Annotated in this window: 6 protein-coding genes; 4 read left to right on the top strand and 2 right to left on the bottom strand. The window is 72.8% G+C overall.

The annotated features are described in order from the left end of the window. The first annotated feature begins 703 nt into the window (after positions 1–703). Positions 704–15,118 (top strand): type I polyketide synthase, encoded by a 14,415-nt coding sequence (locus FGW31_RS32730; protein ID WP_182675009.1) that lies wholly within the window; start codon positions 704–706, stop codon positions 15,116–15,118. Positions 15,119–15,435: 317 nt separating this feature from the next. Here FGW31_RS32730 and FGW31_RS32725 read toward each other — a convergent pair whose 3' ends face one another. Continuing rightward, on the bottom strand, positions 15,436–16,707 hold the full coding sequence (locus FGW31_RS32725; protein WP_142197166.1) for a PucR family transcriptional regulator: 1,272 nt from the start codon (positions 16,705–16,707) through the stop codon (positions 15,436–15,438). 451 nt (positions 16,708–17,158) lie between these two features. Here FGW31_RS32725 and FGW31_RS32720 point away from each other — a divergent pair, with 451 nt between their 5' ends. After that, positions 17,159–17,791 carry a LysE family transporter gene (locus FGW31_RS32720; protein ID WP_142197165.1) on the top strand — a complete coding sequence of 211 codons (633 nt, stop codon included), beginning with the start codon at positions 17,159–17,161 and terminating at the stop codon, positions 17,789–17,791. Positions 17,792–18,260: 469 nt separating this feature from the next. Here FGW31_RS32720 and FGW31_RS32715 read toward each other — a convergent pair whose 3' ends face one another. Next, complete coding sequence (locus FGW31_RS32715) at positions 18,261–19,217, bottom strand: cation diffusion facilitator family transporter (protein WP_233288753.1); 957 nt, start codon at positions 19,215–19,217, stop codon at positions 18,261–18,263. Positions 19,218–19,317: 100 nt separating this feature from the next. On the opposite strand from FGW31_RS32715, the gene FGW31_RS32710 reads away from it, so the two are divergent. Both FGW31_RS32710 and FGW31_RS32705 read left to right on the top strand, forming a co-directional pair. Beyond that, positions 19,318–20,343: a glutathione S-transferase family protein gene (locus tag FGW31_RS32710; protein ID WP_142197163.1), complete on the top strand. Its 1,026-nt coding sequence runs from the start codon at positions 19,318–19,320 to the stop codon at positions 20,341–20,343. Positions 20,344–20,469: 126 nt separating this feature from the next. Then, entirely contained in the window at positions 20,470–20,781 is a 312-nt protein-coding gene (locus FGW31_RS32705; protein WP_142197162.1) for a DUF4235 domain-containing protein, read from the top strand. Positions 20,782–20,845: the final 64 nt, after the last annotated feature.

Below are 20,845 nucleotides of genomic sequence, written 5' to 3'. Positions count from 1 at the left end.
GTGGACCGGGCCATTGTTCACTCGCCTCCGCCGATCTGTCCAATGGCCCCGGACGGGTGGAGACTCCCCCGGTGAGAAGTGCCCCGCAAAGTGCGGGGACGGGCCGGTGGTTCCGGCTTCGGAACACCGGACGAACCGTCCGGCCTCCACCCGCCGCGGCGGACCCGGCCGCATGGTGGCGGTGCGGGTCGCTCGTCCGCGAAAGCCGCATCGCACCGGGTCAGATGGTGGATGACACCACCGAGCGGTGTAGGCAGAGCCCCTTGATGACAGATCGACAGCACGCATAACGTGATCACGCACGCCGCTCGCACTAAGACCTGTGGGCGCCGACCGATTGTTCGCGGTGAGGCCGGTAAGCCGCCCGACGGCAGGACACCTGTAGACGGAAGCTCGCCTTTTCGGTGATACCTCGAAGTAATTCATTGACCGTTCGGAACTGTCTCTCCTTGCGGCACGGCCGTGAAGGGGTGTCCGTCCCCCCGCAGGGTGGTGTCTGTTTCCTGGTGACGTCGCCGTGAGCGCCCGGAATTCACACGCGGCCCGGTCGCTTCGTTTCCACGCCCCTCGCCCCTCTGCCCCCCTCGGCCCCTGTCCCTCCGCCACGCATTCCGCCTCCACATTCGTGTCCTCCTCGCACGGTGTGTGCCCCCATGCGCCCCCGCAGGATTCCGTACCGCAAGATGGGAACAGTGCAATGAGCATGTCTCCAGAAGCCCCCAGCTCTCGCGATGACATCGCGGTCATCGGACTGTCGTGCCGCCTGCCCGGCGCAACTGATCCCCATGCCTTCTGGCGCCTGCTCAGCGCCGGTGAGACCGCGGTCACCGACATGCCGGAAGAGCGGTGGGACACGGCGTCGCGCCACGACTCCGGCTCCACCGGCCCGAGGGGGAACGATGCGCGCCGGGGCGGTTTCCTGGAGGACGTCGGCCACTTCGACGCGGAGTTCTTCGGCATCTCCCCCCGTGAGGCCGCGGCCATGGACCCGCAGCAGCGGCTGATGCTCGAACTCGGCTGGGAGGCCCTGGAGAACGCCGGCGTGCTGCCCGACACGCTGCGCGGAGCACCCGTCGGCGTGTTCGCCGGCGCGATCGGCGCCGACTACGCGACGCTCAGCGGGCAGCAGGGACCGGAGGGCGTCGACCACCACACCATGGTCGGTCTGAGCCGTGGCCTCATCGCGAACCGCGTGTCCTACGCGCTGGGACTGCGGGGTCCCAGCTTCGTCGTGGACTCCGCCCAGTCCTCCTCGCTCGTCGCCGTGCACCTGGCCTGCGAGAGCCTGCGGTCGGGCGAATCCGAACTGGCGCTGGCCGGTGGCGTGCACCTGAACCTCGCGCCCGACAGCACCGTCGCCGCCTCGAAGTTCGGCGGGCTGTCGCCCGACGGGCGCTGTCACACCTTCGACGAGCGGGCCAATGGTTACGTCAGGGGCGAGGGCGGCGGCCTGGTCGTCCTGAAGCCCCTGCGGAAGGCACTGGCCGACGGCGACACGGTGTACTGCGTGATCCGCGGCAGCGCGGTGAACAACGACGGGGCGAGCGACGGTCTCACCACCCCCGACGTCTCGGCGCAGGAGTCCGTCCTGCGGACGGCGTACGAGCGGGCGGGCGTCGAGCCGAGCAGCGTGCAGTACGTCGAACTGCACGGAACCGGCACCAAGGTCGGCGACCCGATCGAGGCCGCCGCGCTGGGCGCGGTGACCGGCCCCGGGCGGGCGGACGACATGCCGCTCGCCGTGGGATCGGCCAAGACGAACGTCGGCCACCTGGAGGGCGCCGCGGGTGTCACCGGGCTGCTCAAGGCGGTGCTGGCGATCCGGTACGGCCAGCTGCCGCCGAGCCTGAACTTCGAACGGCCCAATCCCCGCATCCCCTTCGCGGAACTCGGGCTGCGCGTCCAGACGGACCTCGCAGACTGGGGCCGCCCGGCCCACGAGCGGCTGGCCGGCGTGAGTTCCTTCGGCATGGGCGGCGCCAACTGCCACGTCGTCCTGGCCGGCCCGCCCCGGACGACACCCACCGCCCCCGTCGAGGTGCCCGCCACCCCGGCGGTCCCCGGTGACACACCGGTGCCCTACGTGCTCAGCGCCAGGAGCGCGGCAGCCGTGCGCGGCCAGGCCGGGCGACTGCACGCGTTCCTGGCACGACGGCCCGACGCCGACCCCGTCGGCGCCGCCGTCACGCTGCTCGACTCCCGCACGCTCTTCGACCACCGGGCCGTCGTCCTGGCTCCGGACCGGGACGCGCTGCGGGCGAGTCTCGACCGGATCGCGCACGGTGTCCCCGGTGAGGGTGCCGTCGTGGGACGCGCGGACTCCTCGCGTGACACCCGCAATGTCTTCGTCTTCCCCGGCCAGGGCGCCCAATGGGTGGGCATGGGCAGGGAACTCCTCGTCTCCTCCCCCGTGTTCGCCGACTCCATGGCGCGCTGCGACCGGGCACTCGGCGCCCACGTGGACTGGTCGTTGACCGAAGTGCTGGCCAACGGGGAAGGACTGGAGCGGGTCGACATCGTCCAGCCCGTCTCGTGGGCCGTCATGGTGTCCCTGGCAGCCATGTGGGAGGCGGCAGGCGTGTCGCCCGACGCCGTGGTCGGTCACTCCCAGGGGGAGATCGCGGCGGCCGTCGTCGCGGGCGCGCTGTCCATGGAGGACGCCGCGAAGGTCGTGGTACTGCGCAGCAGGCTGATCGCCGACCGGCTGGCCGGGAAGGGAGCCATGACCTCGGTCGGCCTGCCGGCCGACGAGGTACGTGCGCGGATCCGGTCCCACCCCGGCGTCTCGGTGGCCGTGGTCAACGGCCCCAGGTCCACCGTGCTCTCCGGCGATCCGGAGGTTCTCGAGGGCCTGGAGGCCGAATGGGACCGGACCGGCGTCAAGGTCTGGCGCATCGCCGTGGACTACGCCTCGCACAGCCCGCAGGTGGACTCCCTGCGGGACGAACTCCTCGACGACCTGGCCGGCATCGCACCGGTCGCCGGGCGGGTGCCCCTGATGTCGACGGTGGAGTGTGCCTGGGTGGACGGTGACACCCTGGACGCCGAGTACTGGGCGCGCAATCTGCGCGAGCCGGTGCGCTTCAGCACGGCGGTCCAGGAGCTGCTGGCCGCGGGGCACACGCATTTCATCGAGTGCAGTCCGCACCCCGTTCTGACCGCGGCCGTCGCCGACATCGCCGACGAAGCAGCCGTGGCGGGCGTCTTCGCGACCGGTTCGCTGCGGCGCAACGAAGGGGGACTTGAGCGGTTCCTCACCTGCCTCGCGGACATGTACGTGCGCGGCGCTCGCGTCCGCTGGACCGAGTTCCTTCCCGACGGCATCGAGCCGTTGCCGGCGCACGAGCTTCCGACGTACGCGTTCCAGCGGCGGCGGCACTGGATGGACGCCGGGCCCTCACGCCCGAACGGCCCCGCGCCGGCCGTCACCGCGCCGTGGCAGGCGGACGCCGAGCCGAAGCGACAGGAGACCGACGCGCTGGTCCCCGCGCTCGACCTCGTCCGTGCGCAGACCGCCCTGGTCCTGCGCACCGATCCGGCGGACATCCAGGTCAACCGGTCGTTCAAGGACCATGGTTTCGACTCGGTCATGGCCGTGGAGCTGCGCAACCGGCTCAACGCCGCCACCGAACTCGCGCTGCCGTCCGGCGTCGTCTTCGACCACCCCACCCCTGAGCGCCTGGCCGGAGAGCTGGAGGCCCGCCACCGCGGTCCGGGCGGTGCTTCCGTGGCGGTGGTCGAGGCCGTGCGGGCCTCGACGATACCGGTCGAGGACGATCCCATCGCCATCGTCGGCATGAGCTGCCGGTTCCCCGGGGGCGTCCGGTCCCCGCAGGATCTGTGGCGACTGGTGGCTGACGCGGAGGAGGCCCTGGGCGACTGTCCCACCGACCGCCACTGGGACGTGCTGGATCCCCTCGTCGAGGGTGCGGCCGGTGAGGGACGTCCCCGCAAGGGCGGTTTCCTGTACGACGCCGCCGGGTTCGACGCCGAGTTCTTCGGCATCGCACCGCGCGAGGCACTCGCGATGGACCCCCAGCAGCGACTGCTGCTGGAGACGTCGTGGGAGGCTCTGGAGGCGGCTGGCATCGTGCCGGACACCCTTCGGGGCAGCCGTACGGGAGTCTTCGCCGGGGCCATGGCCGGGGACTACGGGACACGTCTGCACGAAAGCCCGGACCATGTCGCCGGGCATCTCCTGACCGGCCTGGCGAGCAGCGTGGTGTCCGGCCGGGTGGCGTACAGCCTCGGGCTCGAAGGGCCCGCGCTCACGGTGGACACGGCGTGCTCGTCGTCCCTCGTCGCGCTCCACCTCGCCGCCCACGCGCTGCGTCAGGGCGAGTGCTCCCTCGCGTTGGCCGCAGGCGTCACGGTGATGAGCACGCCCGGGATGTTCACCGAGTTCGGACGTCAGCGGGCACTTGCCGCGGACGGCCGCTGCAAGGCGTTCTCGGACGCGGCGGACGGCACCGGATGGGCGGAGGGCGTCGGTGTCCTCGTGGTGGAGAGGCTGTCCGACGCCCGGCGCAACGGTCACCGCGTCCTTGCGGTGCTGCGCGGGTCCGCGGTCAACCAGGACGGCGCCTCCAACGGCCTGACCGCGCCGAACGGAGTCTCGCAACAGCGGGTGATCCGGCAGGCGCTGGCCGGTGCCGGCCTGTCGGCGGCCGAGGTCGACGCGGTGGAGGCACACGGCACGGGTACCACGCTCGGCGACCCGATCGAGGCGCAGGCACTTCTGGCGACCTACGGACAGGAACGCGACGTCGAGCATCCCCTGTGGCTCGGCTCCCTGAAGTCGAACATCGGGCACACCCAGGCCGCGGCAGGCATCGCCGGCGTGATCAAGATGGTCATGGCCCTGCGACACGGCGTACTGCCCCGGACGCTGCACGTGCAGGAGCCCTCACGGAAGGTCGACTGGTCCGCCGGTTCCGTCGCGCTGCTCACCCAGGCACAGCCCTGGCCCGAGGGTGAGCGGGCCCGGCGTGCGGCTGTCTCCTCCTTCGGCATCAGCGGAACGAACGCCCACGTCATCATCGAGCAGGCGCCGTCGGACGAGCCGGTCGCCGGGCGGAGCGCGCAGCTCCCGACGACGGCGCGGACGGCCCTTCCGTGGGTGATCAGCGGGAAGTCGCCGGCCGCCGTGGCGGCCCAGGCGGAGCGGTTGCGCTCCTTCGTCGGGGCGCGGCCCGAACTGCGGCCGTCGGACGTCGCGTACTCACTGGCCACGACGCGTACCGCCTTCCCGCACCGCGCCGTCGTGGTCGGCCGCGACCACGAGGAGCTGCTGTCGGGCCTGGAGGCCCTGGCGGGCGGCCGCAGCGCTCCGGGCGTGGGCGAGGGACGCGTCGTGCCGGAGGGCGGACTGGCCTTCATGTTCACCGGTCAGGGTGCCGAGCGCCTGGGTATGGGCCGGGAACTGCACGCCGAGCACCCGGTGTTCGCCGCCGCGTTCAACGCCGTGGCGGACGAGCTGGACCGGCATCTGGACCGTTCGCTGCGCGAAGTCGTCTGGGGCACGGACAGGAAACTGCTCAACCGCACGGTCCACACCCAGGCGGCGTTGTTCGCCGTCGAGGTGGCGCTGTACCGGCTGTTGGAGGACTGGGGGATCCGGCCGGACTACGTCACCGGCCACTCGATCGGAGAACTGACGGCCGCCCATGTGTCCGGTGTGCTGTCCCTGCCGGACGCGGCGCTGCTGGTCGCGGAGCACGGCCGTCTGATGCGGCAACTGCCCGCGGACGGCGCCATGGTCGCCGTTCGGGCTCGCGAGGACGAGGTCCTGCCGCACCTCACCGACCGGGTGGGCGTCGCGGCCGTCAACGGCCCCGAGTCGGTCGTCCTGTCCGGTGACGAGAAAGCCGTACTCGCGCTCGCCGACGAGTGGGCGCGACGGGGCCGCAGGACGCGCAGGCTGGCGGTCGGCCACGCCTTCCACTCGCCCCTGACGGAGCCCATGCTGGAACGTTTCCGCAGCGTTGCGGAAGGTCTCACCTACGGCACCCCGGACATCCCCCTCGTGTCGAACCTCACCGGGCGCGGCGCCTCCGCACAGGAACTCGGTGACGCCGAACACTGGGTCAGGCACGCACGGGACACCGTGCGCTTCGCCGACGGCGTCCGCCACCTCAGGGAACAGGGCGTCACCCGCTTCCTCGAACTCGGCCCGGACGGCGTGCTGAGCGCGATGGCACAGGACTGCCTGGGCGACACCGACCAGCTGATCCTGCCGGTGCTCCGGGGGGACAGGCCCGAGCGGACAGCACTGGCCCTCGCCGTCGGCCAGTTGCACGCGTCGGGCACGGAGATCGACCGGACCGCCTGCTTCTCGGGCACGGACGCCCGCGTGGTGGAACTGCCGACGTACGCGTTCCAGCACGAGCGTTACTGGCTGGAACCGCTCGCCGGGGAGACGGACCTCGCGTCCGCCGGCCTGATCCCGATGGGGCACCCGCTGCTGGCGGCGGCCGTGCAGCTGGACGACGGAGCGGTGCTCACCGGCCGGCTCGGCACCCGGCGCCTCCCCTGGCTCGTCGACCACCGGGTGGGCGGTGCCCTCGTGGTGCCGGGTACGGCCCTGCTGGAGACGGCGGCGCGGGCCGCCGAGCAGACCGGCCACGGCGAGGTCACGGAACTGCTGCTGCACGCTCCGCTGGTCATCGCCGACGGTGAGGCGACCGACGTACAGGTGAGGATCGAGGCGACGGGCACCCCCGGTGTCTCCGCGCTCCACCTGCTCGCCCGGTGTGCCGGTGCCGACCGGTGGACCTCGCACGCCACGGGGACGCTGGGCGGGGAGCCGGCAGCCGCACCGGAGGGCGCGGAGTCCTTGACCGCGTGGCCTCCGGCGGGCGCCGTGGCAGTGGACGTCGGGCACCACTACGACGAACTGGCGGCACGCGGCCTCACGTACGGTCCGGCCTTCCGCGGCGTGCGGGCGGTCTGGCGCGACGACGACGAGCTGTTCGCCGAGGTGCGGCTGGCGGACGCCGACGCGGCGCAGTCCGGCGCGTACCTGCTGCACCCCGCGTTGCTGGACGCGGTGCTGCACCCGCTCGCCGCGGGTGAGCTGTTGCCCGACGCGCAGGGCGCGCGGCTGCCGTTCTCCTGGTCCGCCGTACGCCACCATGCCCGCGGAGCCTCGGCCCTGCGGGTGCGGATGCGGAGGGAAGGGCCCGACACGGTCCGCCTGACGGCCTGGGACACGCAGGGCGGCCCCGTCCTCGAGGCCGGTGTGGTGCTGCGGCCGGTGTCGGCGGAGAAACTTCGGCTGGCGCTGTCCGCCGGCCGCGAGGAGCCGCTGTACCGGATGGTGTGGGAACCGCTCGGGGCCGCGACCGCGGGCGGTGGGCAGGCTACGGCGGCGCAGCGATGCTTTCTGGTCGGCGACGGTCCCGGCGTCGAGGCGGCCCACGACCACCTGGCCGGTGCCGTCGCGGCGGTCGACCGCGTCGGCGGTTTCGCGGGGACGACACCCGAGCGGGTGCGCGCCGGGCTGACCGCGGTGCTGGAGCGGATCCAGGCGTGGCTCGCCGGGCCACGGCATGAGGGCGAGTGCCTGGTGGTGATCACCCGGCAGGCGTGTTCGACCGGTCCCGACGCGACGGTCGACCCGGTGCACGCGGCCGTCTGGGGACTGGTCCGGACGGTGCAGACCGAGCACCCCGGGCTGGTGCGGCTCATCGACACGGACGGGACGCCGGAGGTGCCCGAAGGGCTCTCCTCGGCCGTGGCCGCCGCGGCACCGCAGCTCGCGGTGCGGGGCGGTGAACTCCTCGTCCCGCGACTGGAGCACGTCGGGGCATCGGCCGGCGCACCGTCGCCGGCGGCCGACCCGGGCGGTGACGCCGGATCAGGGTGGGCGGACTCCTCGGTGCTGGTGACCGGGGCGGGAGGCGTGGTGGGTTCGGCGCTCACCCGTCATGTCGTAGCCACTCATGGGGTCGGCCATGTCGTCCTCATGAGCCGGCGTGGCGCGGCGGGACCGGGCGTGAGCGAACTCGCCGACGAGCTCCGGGAGCTGGGGGCCACGGTCACCGTCGCCGCCTGTGACGCGGCCGACCGCGGGCAGGTCTCCGCGGTCCTGGCGGACATCCCCGCCACGCACCCGCTGCGGGGCGTCATCCACGCCGCGGGAACGCTGGCGGACAACCTCGTCGACACTCTGACTCCCGACCGGTTGAACGCCGTGCTCGGCGCCAAGGTGGACGCGGTGCACGTGCTCGACGCGGCCACCCGGGAACTGGAGCTGGACTGGTTCGTGGCGTGCTCGTCCGTCGCCGGCTGGTGGGGAACCGCCGGACAGGCGAACTACGCGGCGGCGAACGCGTGTGTGGACGCGCTGATCGAGGACCGGCACCGTGCGGGTCACCGCGCGCTGTCGCTCGCCTGGGGGCTGTGGGAGGAGAAGAGCGAACTCTCCGGGCACCTGAGCGACGTGGACATCCGCAGGATGGCACGTGTGGGGATCGAGCCGCTGTCCACGGCGGACGCGCTGCGGGCGTTCGACCGTGCGCTGGCGCGGCGGGAACCGGTCCTCGCACCGGTCCGGCTGGGCCTGCCGGGTGCCGCCACGGAATCCCTTCCGCCCTTCCTCGCGGCGCCCGCCTCCGGTGCGCGCGTCCCGGCCCGTGTGCACGCGGCACAGCCGCAGCCGACGAGTACGGCCCCCGTCCCGGCCGACCCCTCGCCCATGGCACTGCCGCCCGTGGCGGAGCAGCGGCGCCGGACCCTGACGGACCTCGTCCGCACGAGCACCGCCGCGGTCCTCGGACGGCAGGACCTTCGTGAGGACCAGTGGGAAGCGTCGTTCTCGGAGCTGGGTGTGGACTCGCTGATGTCCCTCGAGCTGCGCAGGATCCTGAACGACGCCACGGGGCTCCGGCTGCCGCCCACCTTGCTGTTCGACCGGCCCACCCTCTCGTCGCTGGCCGATCACCTCGTGCAGGCCCTCGACGCAGGGGAGGAGCCGGCGGCGGCCCGGGTGCCGCAGACCGGTGCCGCCACGGCCGTGGAGGACGACCCGGTCGTCATCGTGGGCATGGCGTGCCACTACCCCGGAGGCGTCGATTCCCCCGACGACCTCTGGAACCTGGTGGTGAGCGGCTCCGACGGCGTGACGCCGTTCCCCACGGACCGCGGCTGGGACTTCGAGACACTGTTCGCCGACGATCCGGACCTGCCGGGCACCAGCCACACACGGTCCGGTGGATTCCTGCACGACGCCGCGATGTTCGACGCCAAGTTCTTCGGCATCTCCCCGCGTGAGGCGCTCGCCACCGACCCGCAGCAGCGACTTCTGCTGGAGACGTCCTGGGAGGCGCTGGAGCACGCGGGCATCAACCCGCAGACGCTCAAGGGCTCACCGACCGGCGTGTTCGCCGGCGTCATGTACCACGACTACGGCTCCCGCCTCCACGAGACCCCGGACGGCATGGAGGGCTACCTGATCAACGGCAGCCTGGGCAGCGTGGCGTCGGGCAGGGTCTCGTACGTCATGGGGCTGGAGGGTCCGGCGATGACGGTGGACACCGCGTGCTCGTCCTCCCTGGTCGCGTTGCACCTGGCGAGTCGGGCACTGCAGCAGGAGGAGTGCTCGCTGGCTCTCGTGGGCGGGGTGACCGTGATGTCCGTCCCCAGCACGTTCATCGACTTCAGCCGGCAGCGGGGGCTCGCCCCGGACGGACGCTGCAAGTCCTTCTCGGCCGACGCGAACGGCACCGGATGGGCCGAGGGCGTGGGTGTGCTCGTCGTCGAGAAGCTGTCGCAGGCCCGGCGCAACGGCCACCGGGTCATGGCCGTCGTGCGTGGTTCCGCAGTGAACCAGGATGGTTCCTCCAACGGTCTGACCGCCCCGAGCGGTCTCGCCCAGCAGCGCGTCATCCGGCAGGCCCTCGCCGACGCGGCGCTGTCCCCCGAGGACATCGACGTGGTCGAGGCGCACGGCACGGGCACCGTCCTGGGTGACCCGATCGAGGCCCAGGCACTCCTGTCGGCGTACGGACACGACCGTGAACGACCCCTGTGGCTGGGTACGCTGAAGTCCAACATCGGGCACAGCCAGGCGGCCGCCGGGGTGGGCGGCGTCATCAAGACCGTCATGGCGATGCAGCACGGTGTCATGCCGCAGACGCTGCACGTGAGTGAGCCCACACCGCACGTCGACTGGAGCTCCGGGGCGATCCGGCTGCTGACCGAGGAGCGGACGTGGCCGGCGGACCACGGCCCGCGGCGAGCGGCCGTCTCCTCCTTCGGCATCAGTGGCACCAACGCACACGTGATCCTGGAACACCCGGCGGACCCCGCTCCGGCGGACCCCGCCCCGCAGCGGCCCGCGACGAACGTGCTTCCCTGGGTGCTCAGCGGCACGACGCGCAATGCCCTCGTGGCCCAGGCGACCCATCTGCTCGATTTCGTCGACGGGCGGCCCGAGGCGGACAGCCGCGCGGTCGCCGCGACACTGGCCTCGGGGCGCGCGACCTTCAGGCACCGCGCCGTGATGCTCGGCACCGGTCACGAGGAGCTCGTCAGCGGACTGTCCGCCGCAGCGCGGAGGGAACCGCATCCGCACGCCGTTCTCGCCGACGACACCCGCGAGGCGGGCAAGACCGCGTTCCTGTTCTCCGGGCAGGGAAGTCAGCGGCCGGCGATGGGCCGCGAGCTGTACCGGGCGTTCCCCGCGTACGCCGAGGCGTTCGACGCGGTGAGCGCGGCCCTGGAGGTCCATCTGGACCGCCGGCTGTCGGACGTCGTCTTCGCGGACGCCGACGATCCCGAGGCGGCCGCGGTGCTGAACCGCACCGAGTACGCGCAGCCGTGCCTGTTCGCCCTGCAGGTCGCCCTCTTCCGGCTGGTCACCTCCTGGGGAGTCACTCCGGCGTACCTGGCCGGCCACTCCGTCGGCGAGATCGCGGCGGCGCACGTGTCCGGCGTCCTGTCGCTGCCGGACGCCGCCGCACTGGTCACGGCGCGTGGCCGTCTGATGCAGGGACTGCCCGACGGCGGCGCCATGGTCACGGTCCAGGCTCCGGAGGACGAGGTCAGGGCGCTGCTGGCGGGTCACGAGGCCGTCGGCGTCGCGGCGGTCAACGGGCCCGCCGCCACGGTCGTGTCGGGCGACAGCGAGCAGGTCGCGGACATCGTCGGACAACTGGAGCGGCGCGGTCGCAGGACCCGTGCGCTGCGGGTGAGCCACGCGTTCCACTCGCCGCTCATGGAGCCCGTGCTCGACGGCTTCCGCGCCGTCGTGTCCCGGCTCGACTTCGGCGAGCCGCAGATCCCGCTGGTCTCCACCCTCACCGGCGCGCAGGCCGGGCCCGGCGACTTCACCTCGGCCGAGTACTGGGTGACGCACGTGCGTGAGCCGGTCAGGTTCCACGACGGCGTGCGCGCGCTGGAAGCGCAGGGAGTGCGGACGCTCGTGGAGCTGGGTCCGGACGGAACGCTGTCCGCCCTGGCCGCGGGGTGCCTGCAGGACCCGTCCGGTGCCACGCTGGTCCCCCTGCTGCGCAAGGACCGGCCGGAGGACAGGGCGCTGCTCGAGGCGGTGGCCCGGCTGTTCGTGCAGGGCGCACCCGTGCAGTGGGGTGCGGTGCTCGGTGAGGCGGGGACGGCACAGCCGCCCCTGCAACTGCCCACGTACGCCTTCCAGCGTGAGCGGTACTGGCTCGACCCCTCTCCTGCCCCCGCCGCCCGCCGCGCCGCGGACCTGCCCGGTGAGCTGGGCCATCCGGTACTGGGGGCGGCGATCCGCCTCGCGGGCGGCGCGGTGGCCCTGACCGGCCGGCTGTCCACCGCGGACGCGAAGTGGCTGCCGGACCATCAGGTGGGCGGTGCCGTTGTCGCGCCGAGCACCGCGATCCTGGAGATGCTGGCCTCGGCCGGCCAGCAGGTCGGTGCCCCGCGGGTCGCCGAACTCGTCCTGCGCGCACCGATGGTGATACCCCCGGACGACGACCTGGACGTCCAGCTGTTCGTGTCGCCGTCCGACGGTCAGGGGCTGCGCGAGGTGAGCGTGCACTCCAGGCCCGCCGGGGCCGGGGACGACGCGCCGTGGACCGACAACGCGACGGCCCGGCTCACGGAGCAGGGCGCCGGGGCGACTCCGCAGGCCGAGCCGATGCCGGCGTGGCCGCCCGGCGGAACGGAGAGCCTCGACCTGGAGGGGGCGTTCGCCGACCTCGAATGGCAGGGCCTTCGCTACGGACCCGCTTTCCGGGGCGCCGGCGCCGTCTGGGGCCGGGACGGCGAGGTCTTCGCCGAGGTCGAACTGCCGGAGCAGGTGGCGCAGGAAGCGGGGACGTATCTGCTGCATCCGGCCCTGCTCGACGCGGCGCTCCATCCGCTGACGGCGCCCGGGGTGCTGCCGGACGCCGCAGGACTGCGGCTGCCGTTCTCCTGGACGGGTGCGCAGATCCACAAGCACGGCGCCACGCGCCTGCGCGTCCGGCTCGCACGGACCGGTGACACCACCGTGGCGTTCACCGCGTGGGACCCGGACGGCGATCCGGTGATGACGGCCGACGGCCTGACCCTGCGGGTGATGGGACCGGACGAACTCGGGGCTCTGCGGAGCACACCGCAGCAGAGCCTCTACGAGGTGCGGTGGACGCCGGTCCAGGCGGCCTCGCCGACGGCCGACGCCCCGGCACACCGGTACCTCGTGCTGACCGGGGACGCCGAGGCGGACACGGTGGCCGACCGTGTGGCGCGCGGTGGCGGCGACGTGCGCCGGCTGAGGTGCCTCGACGGTGACGCCCCGGTGCCCGCGCGGGTGCGGGCCGCGCTCTCCGGCGTCCTGGCGGAGGTGCAGGCGTGGCTGGCCGAGGAGCGGGATCCGCAGGAGCGTCTGGTCGTCGTCACGCAGTACGCGGTCGTGACGGACGGTCAGTCCCGGGGCGGTGACCCCGCGCAGGCCGCGGTCTGGGGCATGCTGCGCACGGCGCAGACCGAACACCCCGGACGTCTGCTGCTGGTCGACGTCGACGCGGATCCCGCGTCGGTCGACGGGCTCGCGGCGCTGCCGGCGGACGGTGAGCCGCAGATCGCCGTCCGGGCCGGGAGGGCGCACGCTCCGCGGCTGGTGACGGCGACCGCGGACGCTCCCGGACAGGCGACGGACGGCGCCCTTCCGGCGGACTCCGGCACGGCCTGGGCGACTGCCTCCCTGCTGGTGACGGGAGCGGGCGGCGTGGTGGGCTCGGCGCTCGCGCGGCACGCGGTCCGGTCGCACGGTGTGGGCCACGTGGTCCTGCTCAGCCGACGCGGCGAGCATGCCCCGGGCATGGCGGAGTTGGCGGACGACCTGCGCGGCCTCGGTACCACGGTCTCGGTCGAGGCATGTGACGTCGGTGATCGCGGCCGGCTCGAGAGCGTGCTGGCGCGCATTCCGGCGGACCGTCCGCTGCGCGGTGTCGTCCACGCGGCCGGCACGACCCGGGACGGCACCTTCCGCGCACTGGAGTGGGAGGCGCTGGAGGGACTGCTGCCGTCGAAGGTGGACGCCGTGCACCACCTCGACGAGCTGACCCGGCATCTCCCGCTGGACTGGTTCGTCGTGTGCTCGTCGGCCGCGGGCTGGTGGGGCAGCGCCGGACAGGCGAACTACGCGGCGAGCAACGCGTGCGTCGACGCCATCGTGCAGCGACGCCGTGCGGCGGGACACGCGGGGCTGTCCCTGGCCTGGGGGCTGTGGGCGCAGCGCAGCGAGCTGAGCGGTCATCTCGACCGTGGCGACCTGCGCCGGCTCGCCCGTCTCGGTATCGCTCCCCTCGCCACCGCCGACGCGCTGACGGCCTTCGACACGGCGCTGGGCGCGCAGAATCCGGTGCTGCTGCCGCTGCGGCTGGACACCCGGAACCTGTCCGACTCCGAGGCGTCGCCCCTCACGCCGCTGCTGCGCGACCACCTGCGTCCGGCGTCGAACGCGGCGGCGTCGACGGGCCGCACGGAGGCCGTGCCGCTCGAGGAGCTGCTGGCCCCTCTGGACGAGGACGGCCGGGCGAAGCTGCTGGAGTCGGTGGTGGCGGAGGAGGTCGCGGCGGTCCTCGGGTTCACCACCACGAAGGACGTCGAGGCGGACCGCAACTTCTTCGAGTTCGGGTTCGACTCGCTGACCGCTCTCGAACTGAGGAACCGCATCGAGAAGCTGATGGGACGGCCCCTCCCGGCCACCGTCGTCTTCGACCACCCCAGTCCGGCCGGCCTGGCCCGGTACCTGCACACGCAGATCACCGTCCCGGCCGAGGAACCGAGGCCGTCGGTGGAGGTCGTCGAGCGCCGGCACGCAACTCCTGCGGTGCCCGAGCCCGTGCTTCCTCTGAAGGGACGGACCGTCCTGCTGACGGGGGCCACCGGGGCGCTGGGGCAGCTGTTCGCGACGGCGATGGCGGACGCCGGGGCGAACCTGGTGGTCACCGGACGCGACGTGGACACGCTCGACCGTCTCTCGCACGAGCTGCGGGAACGGCAGGCCGAAGTCCTCGCGCTGCCGACGGACCTGGGTGATCGCGAGTCGATGCCGCGGCTGCTGGCGGCGGTCGGTGAGCGGTTCGACGCGGTCGACGTCCTGGTGAACAACGCGGGAGTGACCGGCCCGGCCGGCCCTCTGTGGGAGACGGACGACGACGCGTGGTGGCACGCCATGGAGGTCAACCTCCGCGGCAGCACCCGTGCCTGCCGGGCCGTCCTGCCGGGCATGATCGAGCGGCACGGCGGCCGTGTCGTCAACATCGTCAGCTCGGCGGGCAAGCACCGTTGGCCTCTGGTGTCCGGATACTCCGTCTCGAAGGCCGCGTTGATCAAGCTGGGTGAGAACCTGGCGCCCGAACTGGAGGGGACGGGTGTGACGGTGTTCAGCTACCACCCCGGCCTGGTCGACCTCGGCATCACCCACCGGCAGATCGAGGGCGGGATGACCGGGGAGCGGTGGAGCGACGAGGTCAGGGCGTGGCTGCTGGCCCAGCGCGAGAGCCGACGGCTCGTCGACCCCCGTCGTTCGGCGGAGATGCTCGTCCGCCTGGCCTCGGGTGAAGCCGATCCGCTGTCCGGCCGGTACCTCACCGTGGACGACGACATCGCCTCTCTGCTGCGGACCCGGCGGTCGGGCAGGTGAGCGGCACGGACATCGGTCAGGTGGTCACGGGAAGGTGACGGAGGCCGACCCGACGCAGTCGGCGCGCCGGCCGGTGATGCGGTTCCTCCTCATGGGGGTTCCGCGTCGCCGGCCGCGGCAATGCGGGCCTCGGCCCTGCGAGGAGCGCGCCCGACCGGCTGTGCGAGTGCGTGGGGCAGGTCGTGTACGGGGGACGGGTCAACGGCGAAAGGTTTCCCCTTCGGCCGACCAGGTGGAACGTGAGAAATTCCCCTCCGTGCGCCTGACGCTCAAGGGCTCGAGGCCTCGCCCGGCACGCCCCACCGTTCGTCAGCCGATCAGTGGCCTTCCTCGGGAAGCCCGCTCGCACCGTCTCCGTGATGACCCCTGGACAACTCGAAGGCGAAACGGAAGGCGAAGTCTCCGGCGTGCAGGGGCCGGGCCACTATGTCCGAAGCCCGATTGAGGCGCTTGACGAGGGTGTTGACGTGAACGTTGAGGCGTCGGGCGGCCCGGGTGGGGCTGCCGAGTTCTTCGAACCAGACACGCAGGGTCTCGCGCAGGACCGAGTGGCGCGGTTCGACGAGTTCCCCGAGCTGGCTCCGGACGAAGTGCCGCGCCAACTCCACGTCACGGTCGGCGAAGACCAGCGCGACGACGTCGCGGAAGGAGACGATGCTGTCGGCGACGGCCGGCCCGTCGGGGCGCACGGGCTGCGGTACGGCCCGATCGGCGAGGGACTGGGTCTCCAGCGCCTCACGGTGGGTGATCCGGAATCCGTCGCTGCCGTGGTGGGGCGCGCCGAGAGCGATGCGGACGCCGGCAGGCGGGGACAGGCGGGCACGCAGTGCGTCCACATCGGTTGCGTGCTGCGGGACGCCGAGCCATCCGTGCACGGCACGCCCGTCCGGCTGCACCACCAGGTCCTGATGTGCTCGCAGTTCGGTGCGCAACTGCGCCGCGACGTCCCGCAGAACGGCTTCGGCGACGTCATGGCCCCACACCACGAAACCCATGTGGCGTGCCTTCATCCGGTACCCCAGCCGCCGTTCCGCCTCGGCGTCGCCCAACTCGCCCGCCAGCACCTGCCGGACGGTGGCCGGCACGTCGGGGACCTCGCTGCGCCGCAGCAGCTTCTGCTCCTGGCGGTAGACCGCCATCGCCTGGGACAGCGCGGCCTGGCGGAACCGGAACAGCCGGCCCATCACCACCGACAGCATGTCGGCACGGTCGCTGTCCGACCAGCAGGAACTGACGCGCAGTTCCCTGCCGAAGCCGTCGAGCAGTTCGTTGCCCGCGACGTCGTAGGTGAGGACGAGGTCGACGAGCTTGATCCCGGCCGCGGGGAGCCGACGTGTCAGGTGCTCCGCCGCTGCGGGGAGCAGAGGCCCGGGGGCGAACTCTCCTGTGGACACCGCCCTGCTGACGCCCGGCAGGAACGAGAAGCACGTCGCACGGAATGCATGCTCGATCTCACGGCCGTTCGTCGTGAAGGAAGGAACGGCCGTGACGCAGGCTTGGAACACCCTGTCCGCGACCTCGTCCGCATGCTCGTCGATCCATTCGGCGAATGCGGTGACGCGGTGGATGTCAGGCGAGGTGGTACTCATGCGTAGGCAATCTACTACCGTGGGTATGCACGGTGGAGCGGTGGCCAGGTAACGGTGCGGTGAACTTTGTTGCGTATGCAACTATGCCCGGTGTGCCGCTGAACACCGCCAGGACACCGGCAGTTGGACACACCGCTCGGAGTAGGCCCCGCCCGCACCGATGCCCCGGCCGATCGGAACGCCGGGGTGGCGGCGACGCCGACCACACCGTTCCCGTCTGCGACGGTTACCGGCGGCCGGGTGGGCAGCGGGACCCACCGGTGAGCGCGGTATGGCCCGGGCGAGCCGCCCGGCGGTCACTCCCGGGAAAACCGATTGCCCGGCACGGCGCGAGGGCCCAGGATCCAGCCATGCGTACCCACTTCTTCCCGCTGCCGCCGTCCGTCACCGCGTCCGCCGCCGGACGACAGCAGCAGTCCGGACGGCGTGGAGCACCGACACCGCCACGCCCGTGACGGCGGCCCTGCTCGCCGGGCTGCTGGCCGGGTACGGCATCGCCGTCCCCGTGGGAGCGGTCGGCACGTACCTCGTCTCCCTCACCGCCCGCACCTCCCTGCGCACCGGCGTCTGCGCGGCGCTCGGCGTCGCCACGGCCGACGGGCTCTACGCGCTGGCGGCCACGGCCGGCGGGTCGGCCCTCGCCTCGGCGCTGCGGCCGGTGCTGGGGCCACTGCGCTGGATCTGCGTCCTGGTGCTGCTCGCGCTGGCGGCGTGGGGCGCGGCCACCGCCGTACGGCGCTACCGGGACCGCCGGCTCACCGGACGTGCGCAGGCCGCGCCGCCGAGCCCCGCCCGGGCGTTCCTGACGCTGCTCGGCATCACGCTGCTCAACCCGACCACCGTCGTCTACTTCGCGGCGCTCGTGCTCGGCTCGCAGGGCGGGGAGGCGGCGGGGCTGTCGGAGCGGGCCGTGTTCGTGACGGCCGCCTTCGCCGCGTCCGCGAGCTGGCAGGTGCTGCTCGCCGGGGGCGGCGCCCTGCTGGGCCGGACGCTGACCGGCCACCGGGGCCGGCTGGTGACCGCGCTGATCGCGAGTGGCGTGATGACGGCACTCGCGGTCCGCATGGCCCTGGCCCCGGCCTGACCGCGGCCGCGGCCCCGGGCAAACCGCCCCGGACTCGCGGGCGCGATCGGCCTCACGGACCCAGCCGGCCCGGCCGGGACCCGCGGACCCAGTCGGCGCGGTCGGACTCGCGGACACAGCCGGCGCGGCCGGACCCGCGAACCCAGCCGGACCCGCGGACCCAGCCGGCCCGATCGGACCCGCAAACCCAGCCGGCCCGGCCGGACCCGCGGACCCAGCCGGCCCGATCGGACCCATGAACCCAGCCGACCCAGCCGGAACCGCAAACCCAGCCGACCCAGCCGGACTCGCGGGCCTGATCGGCCGCGCGGGATTGAACGGACTTACAAGTCAAGGGAGTTCGTGGCTCCGGCGGTCCCGGGTCGGCCGGGGTGTTCCTGCGGCCCGGCGCCCATCACCCCGGGCACCATGCCGGGGTAAAAACTTCCGGCGGACGCGCATGAAGTGGTCGCCGGCGGGCAGCCGTGTGTCAGGCCCCGCCGCGTTCCCCCGTCGCGGCGGGGCTTTCCCATGCCTCGCGCGCCTCCGGGGCACCGCGCTCGGTGACGTCGAGGAAGATCTGGTCGGCCTCGGGAACCCCACGGGCGATGGACTGCTTGATGCGGACGGCGACCTGTTCGACCCGTTCGCTGTCCAGCCCGGGCACCAGGTCCACGCGGGCGGCGACCAGGGCGGTGTCCAGACCGGTCTTCATCGTGAACAGCGCCTCCACGCTGTCGATCTCGGGCTGTGCCCGCAGCAGTTCCCGGATCCGCCGGCTCGCCTCCGGGTCGGCGGCCTCGCCGATCAGCTGGTCGCGGGCGTCCCGTCCGAGCCGGTAGGCGACGTGCACCAGCAGCGCGCCGATGGCGAGCGAGGCGGCCGCCTCCCACACCACCTGCCCGGTGACCATGTGCAGCGCCATGCCCACCATGGCCAGAGTGACACCGACCACCGCCGTGCCGTCCTCGGCGACCACCGTGCGCAGGGCCGGGTCACGCAGTCCGCCGCCCTGACGGCGCACCTGGTACAGGGCCCGCAGCAGTGAGGCGCCCTCGGCGAGCAGGGCCACGGCGAGCACGATCAGCCCGGCCACGTAGCCCTCACGGTCCTCGCCGCCGCCCTCCACGAGGGCCTCGACGCCCTGGAAGAAGGAGAAGCAGCCGCCCATCACGAAGATCCCGACGGCGGCGAGCAGCGCCCAGAAGAACCGCTCCTTGCCGTAGCCGAAGGGGTGCCGCCGGTCGGCCGGGCGCCTGCTGCGCCGCAGCGCGGCCAGCAGGAACACCTCGTTGAGGCTGTCGGCCACCGAGTGGGCCGCCTCCGACAGCAGGGCCGGAGAGGACGCCACCACACCACCGACCGCCTTGGCGGCGGCGATCACCAGATTGGCTGCGAGCGCCACCAGCACGGTGACGCGGGTTCTGCGATCCGATCGTGTACTCACTCCCGGCGATTGCCCCGGTCGGCCTAGGTCACACCGTGCCGTCGGCGCAAAACGGGGAACGCGGTCACAGGAGTGTTCCGACGGCGACAAGGAGAGCACCATGGGCCGCGACGACGGGGCCGGCGGCAACGACGCCTACGGCAGGAAGGCGTTCAAGAGGTCGAAGGCGCACTTCGCGGACCGGATCACCGCGGACGGCCGGGACGGATGGCCGGTGGAGGCCGGCCGCTACCGGCTCGTGGTGAGCCGTGCCTGCCCGTGGGCGAGCCGGGCGCTGGTGTCGCGGCGGCTGCTCGGCCTGGAGGACGCGCTGTCGCTGGCCGTCGCCGATCCCGTGCAGGACGACCGCAGCTGGCGCTTCACCCTGGACCCGGACGGCCGTGACCCGGTGCTGGGCATCCGGTACCTGAGCGAGGCGTACGACCGGCGGGAGGCGGACTACCCGGGCGGGGTGAGCGTACCGGCGATCGTGGACGTGCCCAGCGGGAAGCTGGTCACCAACGACTACCAGCGCATCACCCTGGACTTCGCCACCGAGTGGACGGAGCTGCACCGGGACGGGGCGCCCGACCTGTATCCGGCGGCGCGCCGCGACGAGATCGACTCCATGACGGAGGACGTCTTCCAGGACGTCAACAACGGCGTGTACCGGGCCGGTTTCGCCACCGGGCAGGAGGAGTACGAGGCCGCGTGCACGGCGTTGTTCCGGCGTCTGGAGCTGCTCGCGCGGCGGCTGGAGAAGCAGCGGTACCTCGTCGGCGACACCATCACGGAGGCGGACGTCCGGCTGTTCACCACGCTGGTGCGGTTCGACGCGGTCTATCACGGCCACTTCAAGTGCAACCGCTGGAAACTGACGGAGAACCGGGTGCTGTGGGCGTACGCCCGCGATCTGTACCAGACGCCCGGCTTCGGCGACACCGTGGACTTCGACCACATCAAGCAGCACTACTACCGGGTGCACACCGGTATCAACCCGACCGGCATCGTGCCCCTCGGCCCCGACCTGTCCGGCTGGACGACGCCGCACCACCGCGAGGAGCTGGGCGGCCGGCCGTTCGGGGACGGCACTGCGCCGGGGCCGGTCCCGGCCGGTGAGGAGGTGCCGGCGCGGGGACGCCCCTGAGGGCGCTCCCGCGCGACCACCGGTCCGACGGTCCGTCCACCGACGACGGTCCCGCGTTCCGCCCGCGGAGCGCGGCCCCACGTTCCATCCGCTGACGACACGACGAAGCCGACCTAGGAGATCCACGTGGCGAAGAAGAGCAAGAAGGCGAAGAAGAAGCTGCCCATGGCGTACAAGCCCATCGGGTTCGCGCTGGGCTGGACGAGCGGCACCTTGGCGGGGATGGCCTTCCAGAAGACCTGGAAGGTGATCCGGCACGAGGACGACGCGCCGGACGCGCTGGACCGGGACCGCCGGTGGGGCGAGATCCTGCTGGCCGCGGCGATCCAGGGCGCCATCTTCGCGGTGGTGCGCAGCGCCGTGGACCGGGCGGGCGCCAAGGTGATCGAGCGTTCCACGGGCACCTGGCCGGTGCCCGAGAAGGGCGGCCGCGACTGACCCGCCGGTACGGACACCGCGCGCGGCCGCCGGTGTCCGTACCTCCGCCCCGCCGTCCCCGACG

It is taken from the genome of Streptomyces calvus (assembly GCF_006782915.1).
GTDB classification, from domain to species: domain Bacteria; phylum Actinomycetota; class Actinomycetes; order Streptomycetales; family Streptomycetaceae; genus Streptomyces; species Streptomyces calvus.
Note: the sequence above shows the minus strand (reverse complement) of the source record. Positions and strands in the feature narration are given on the sequence as shown.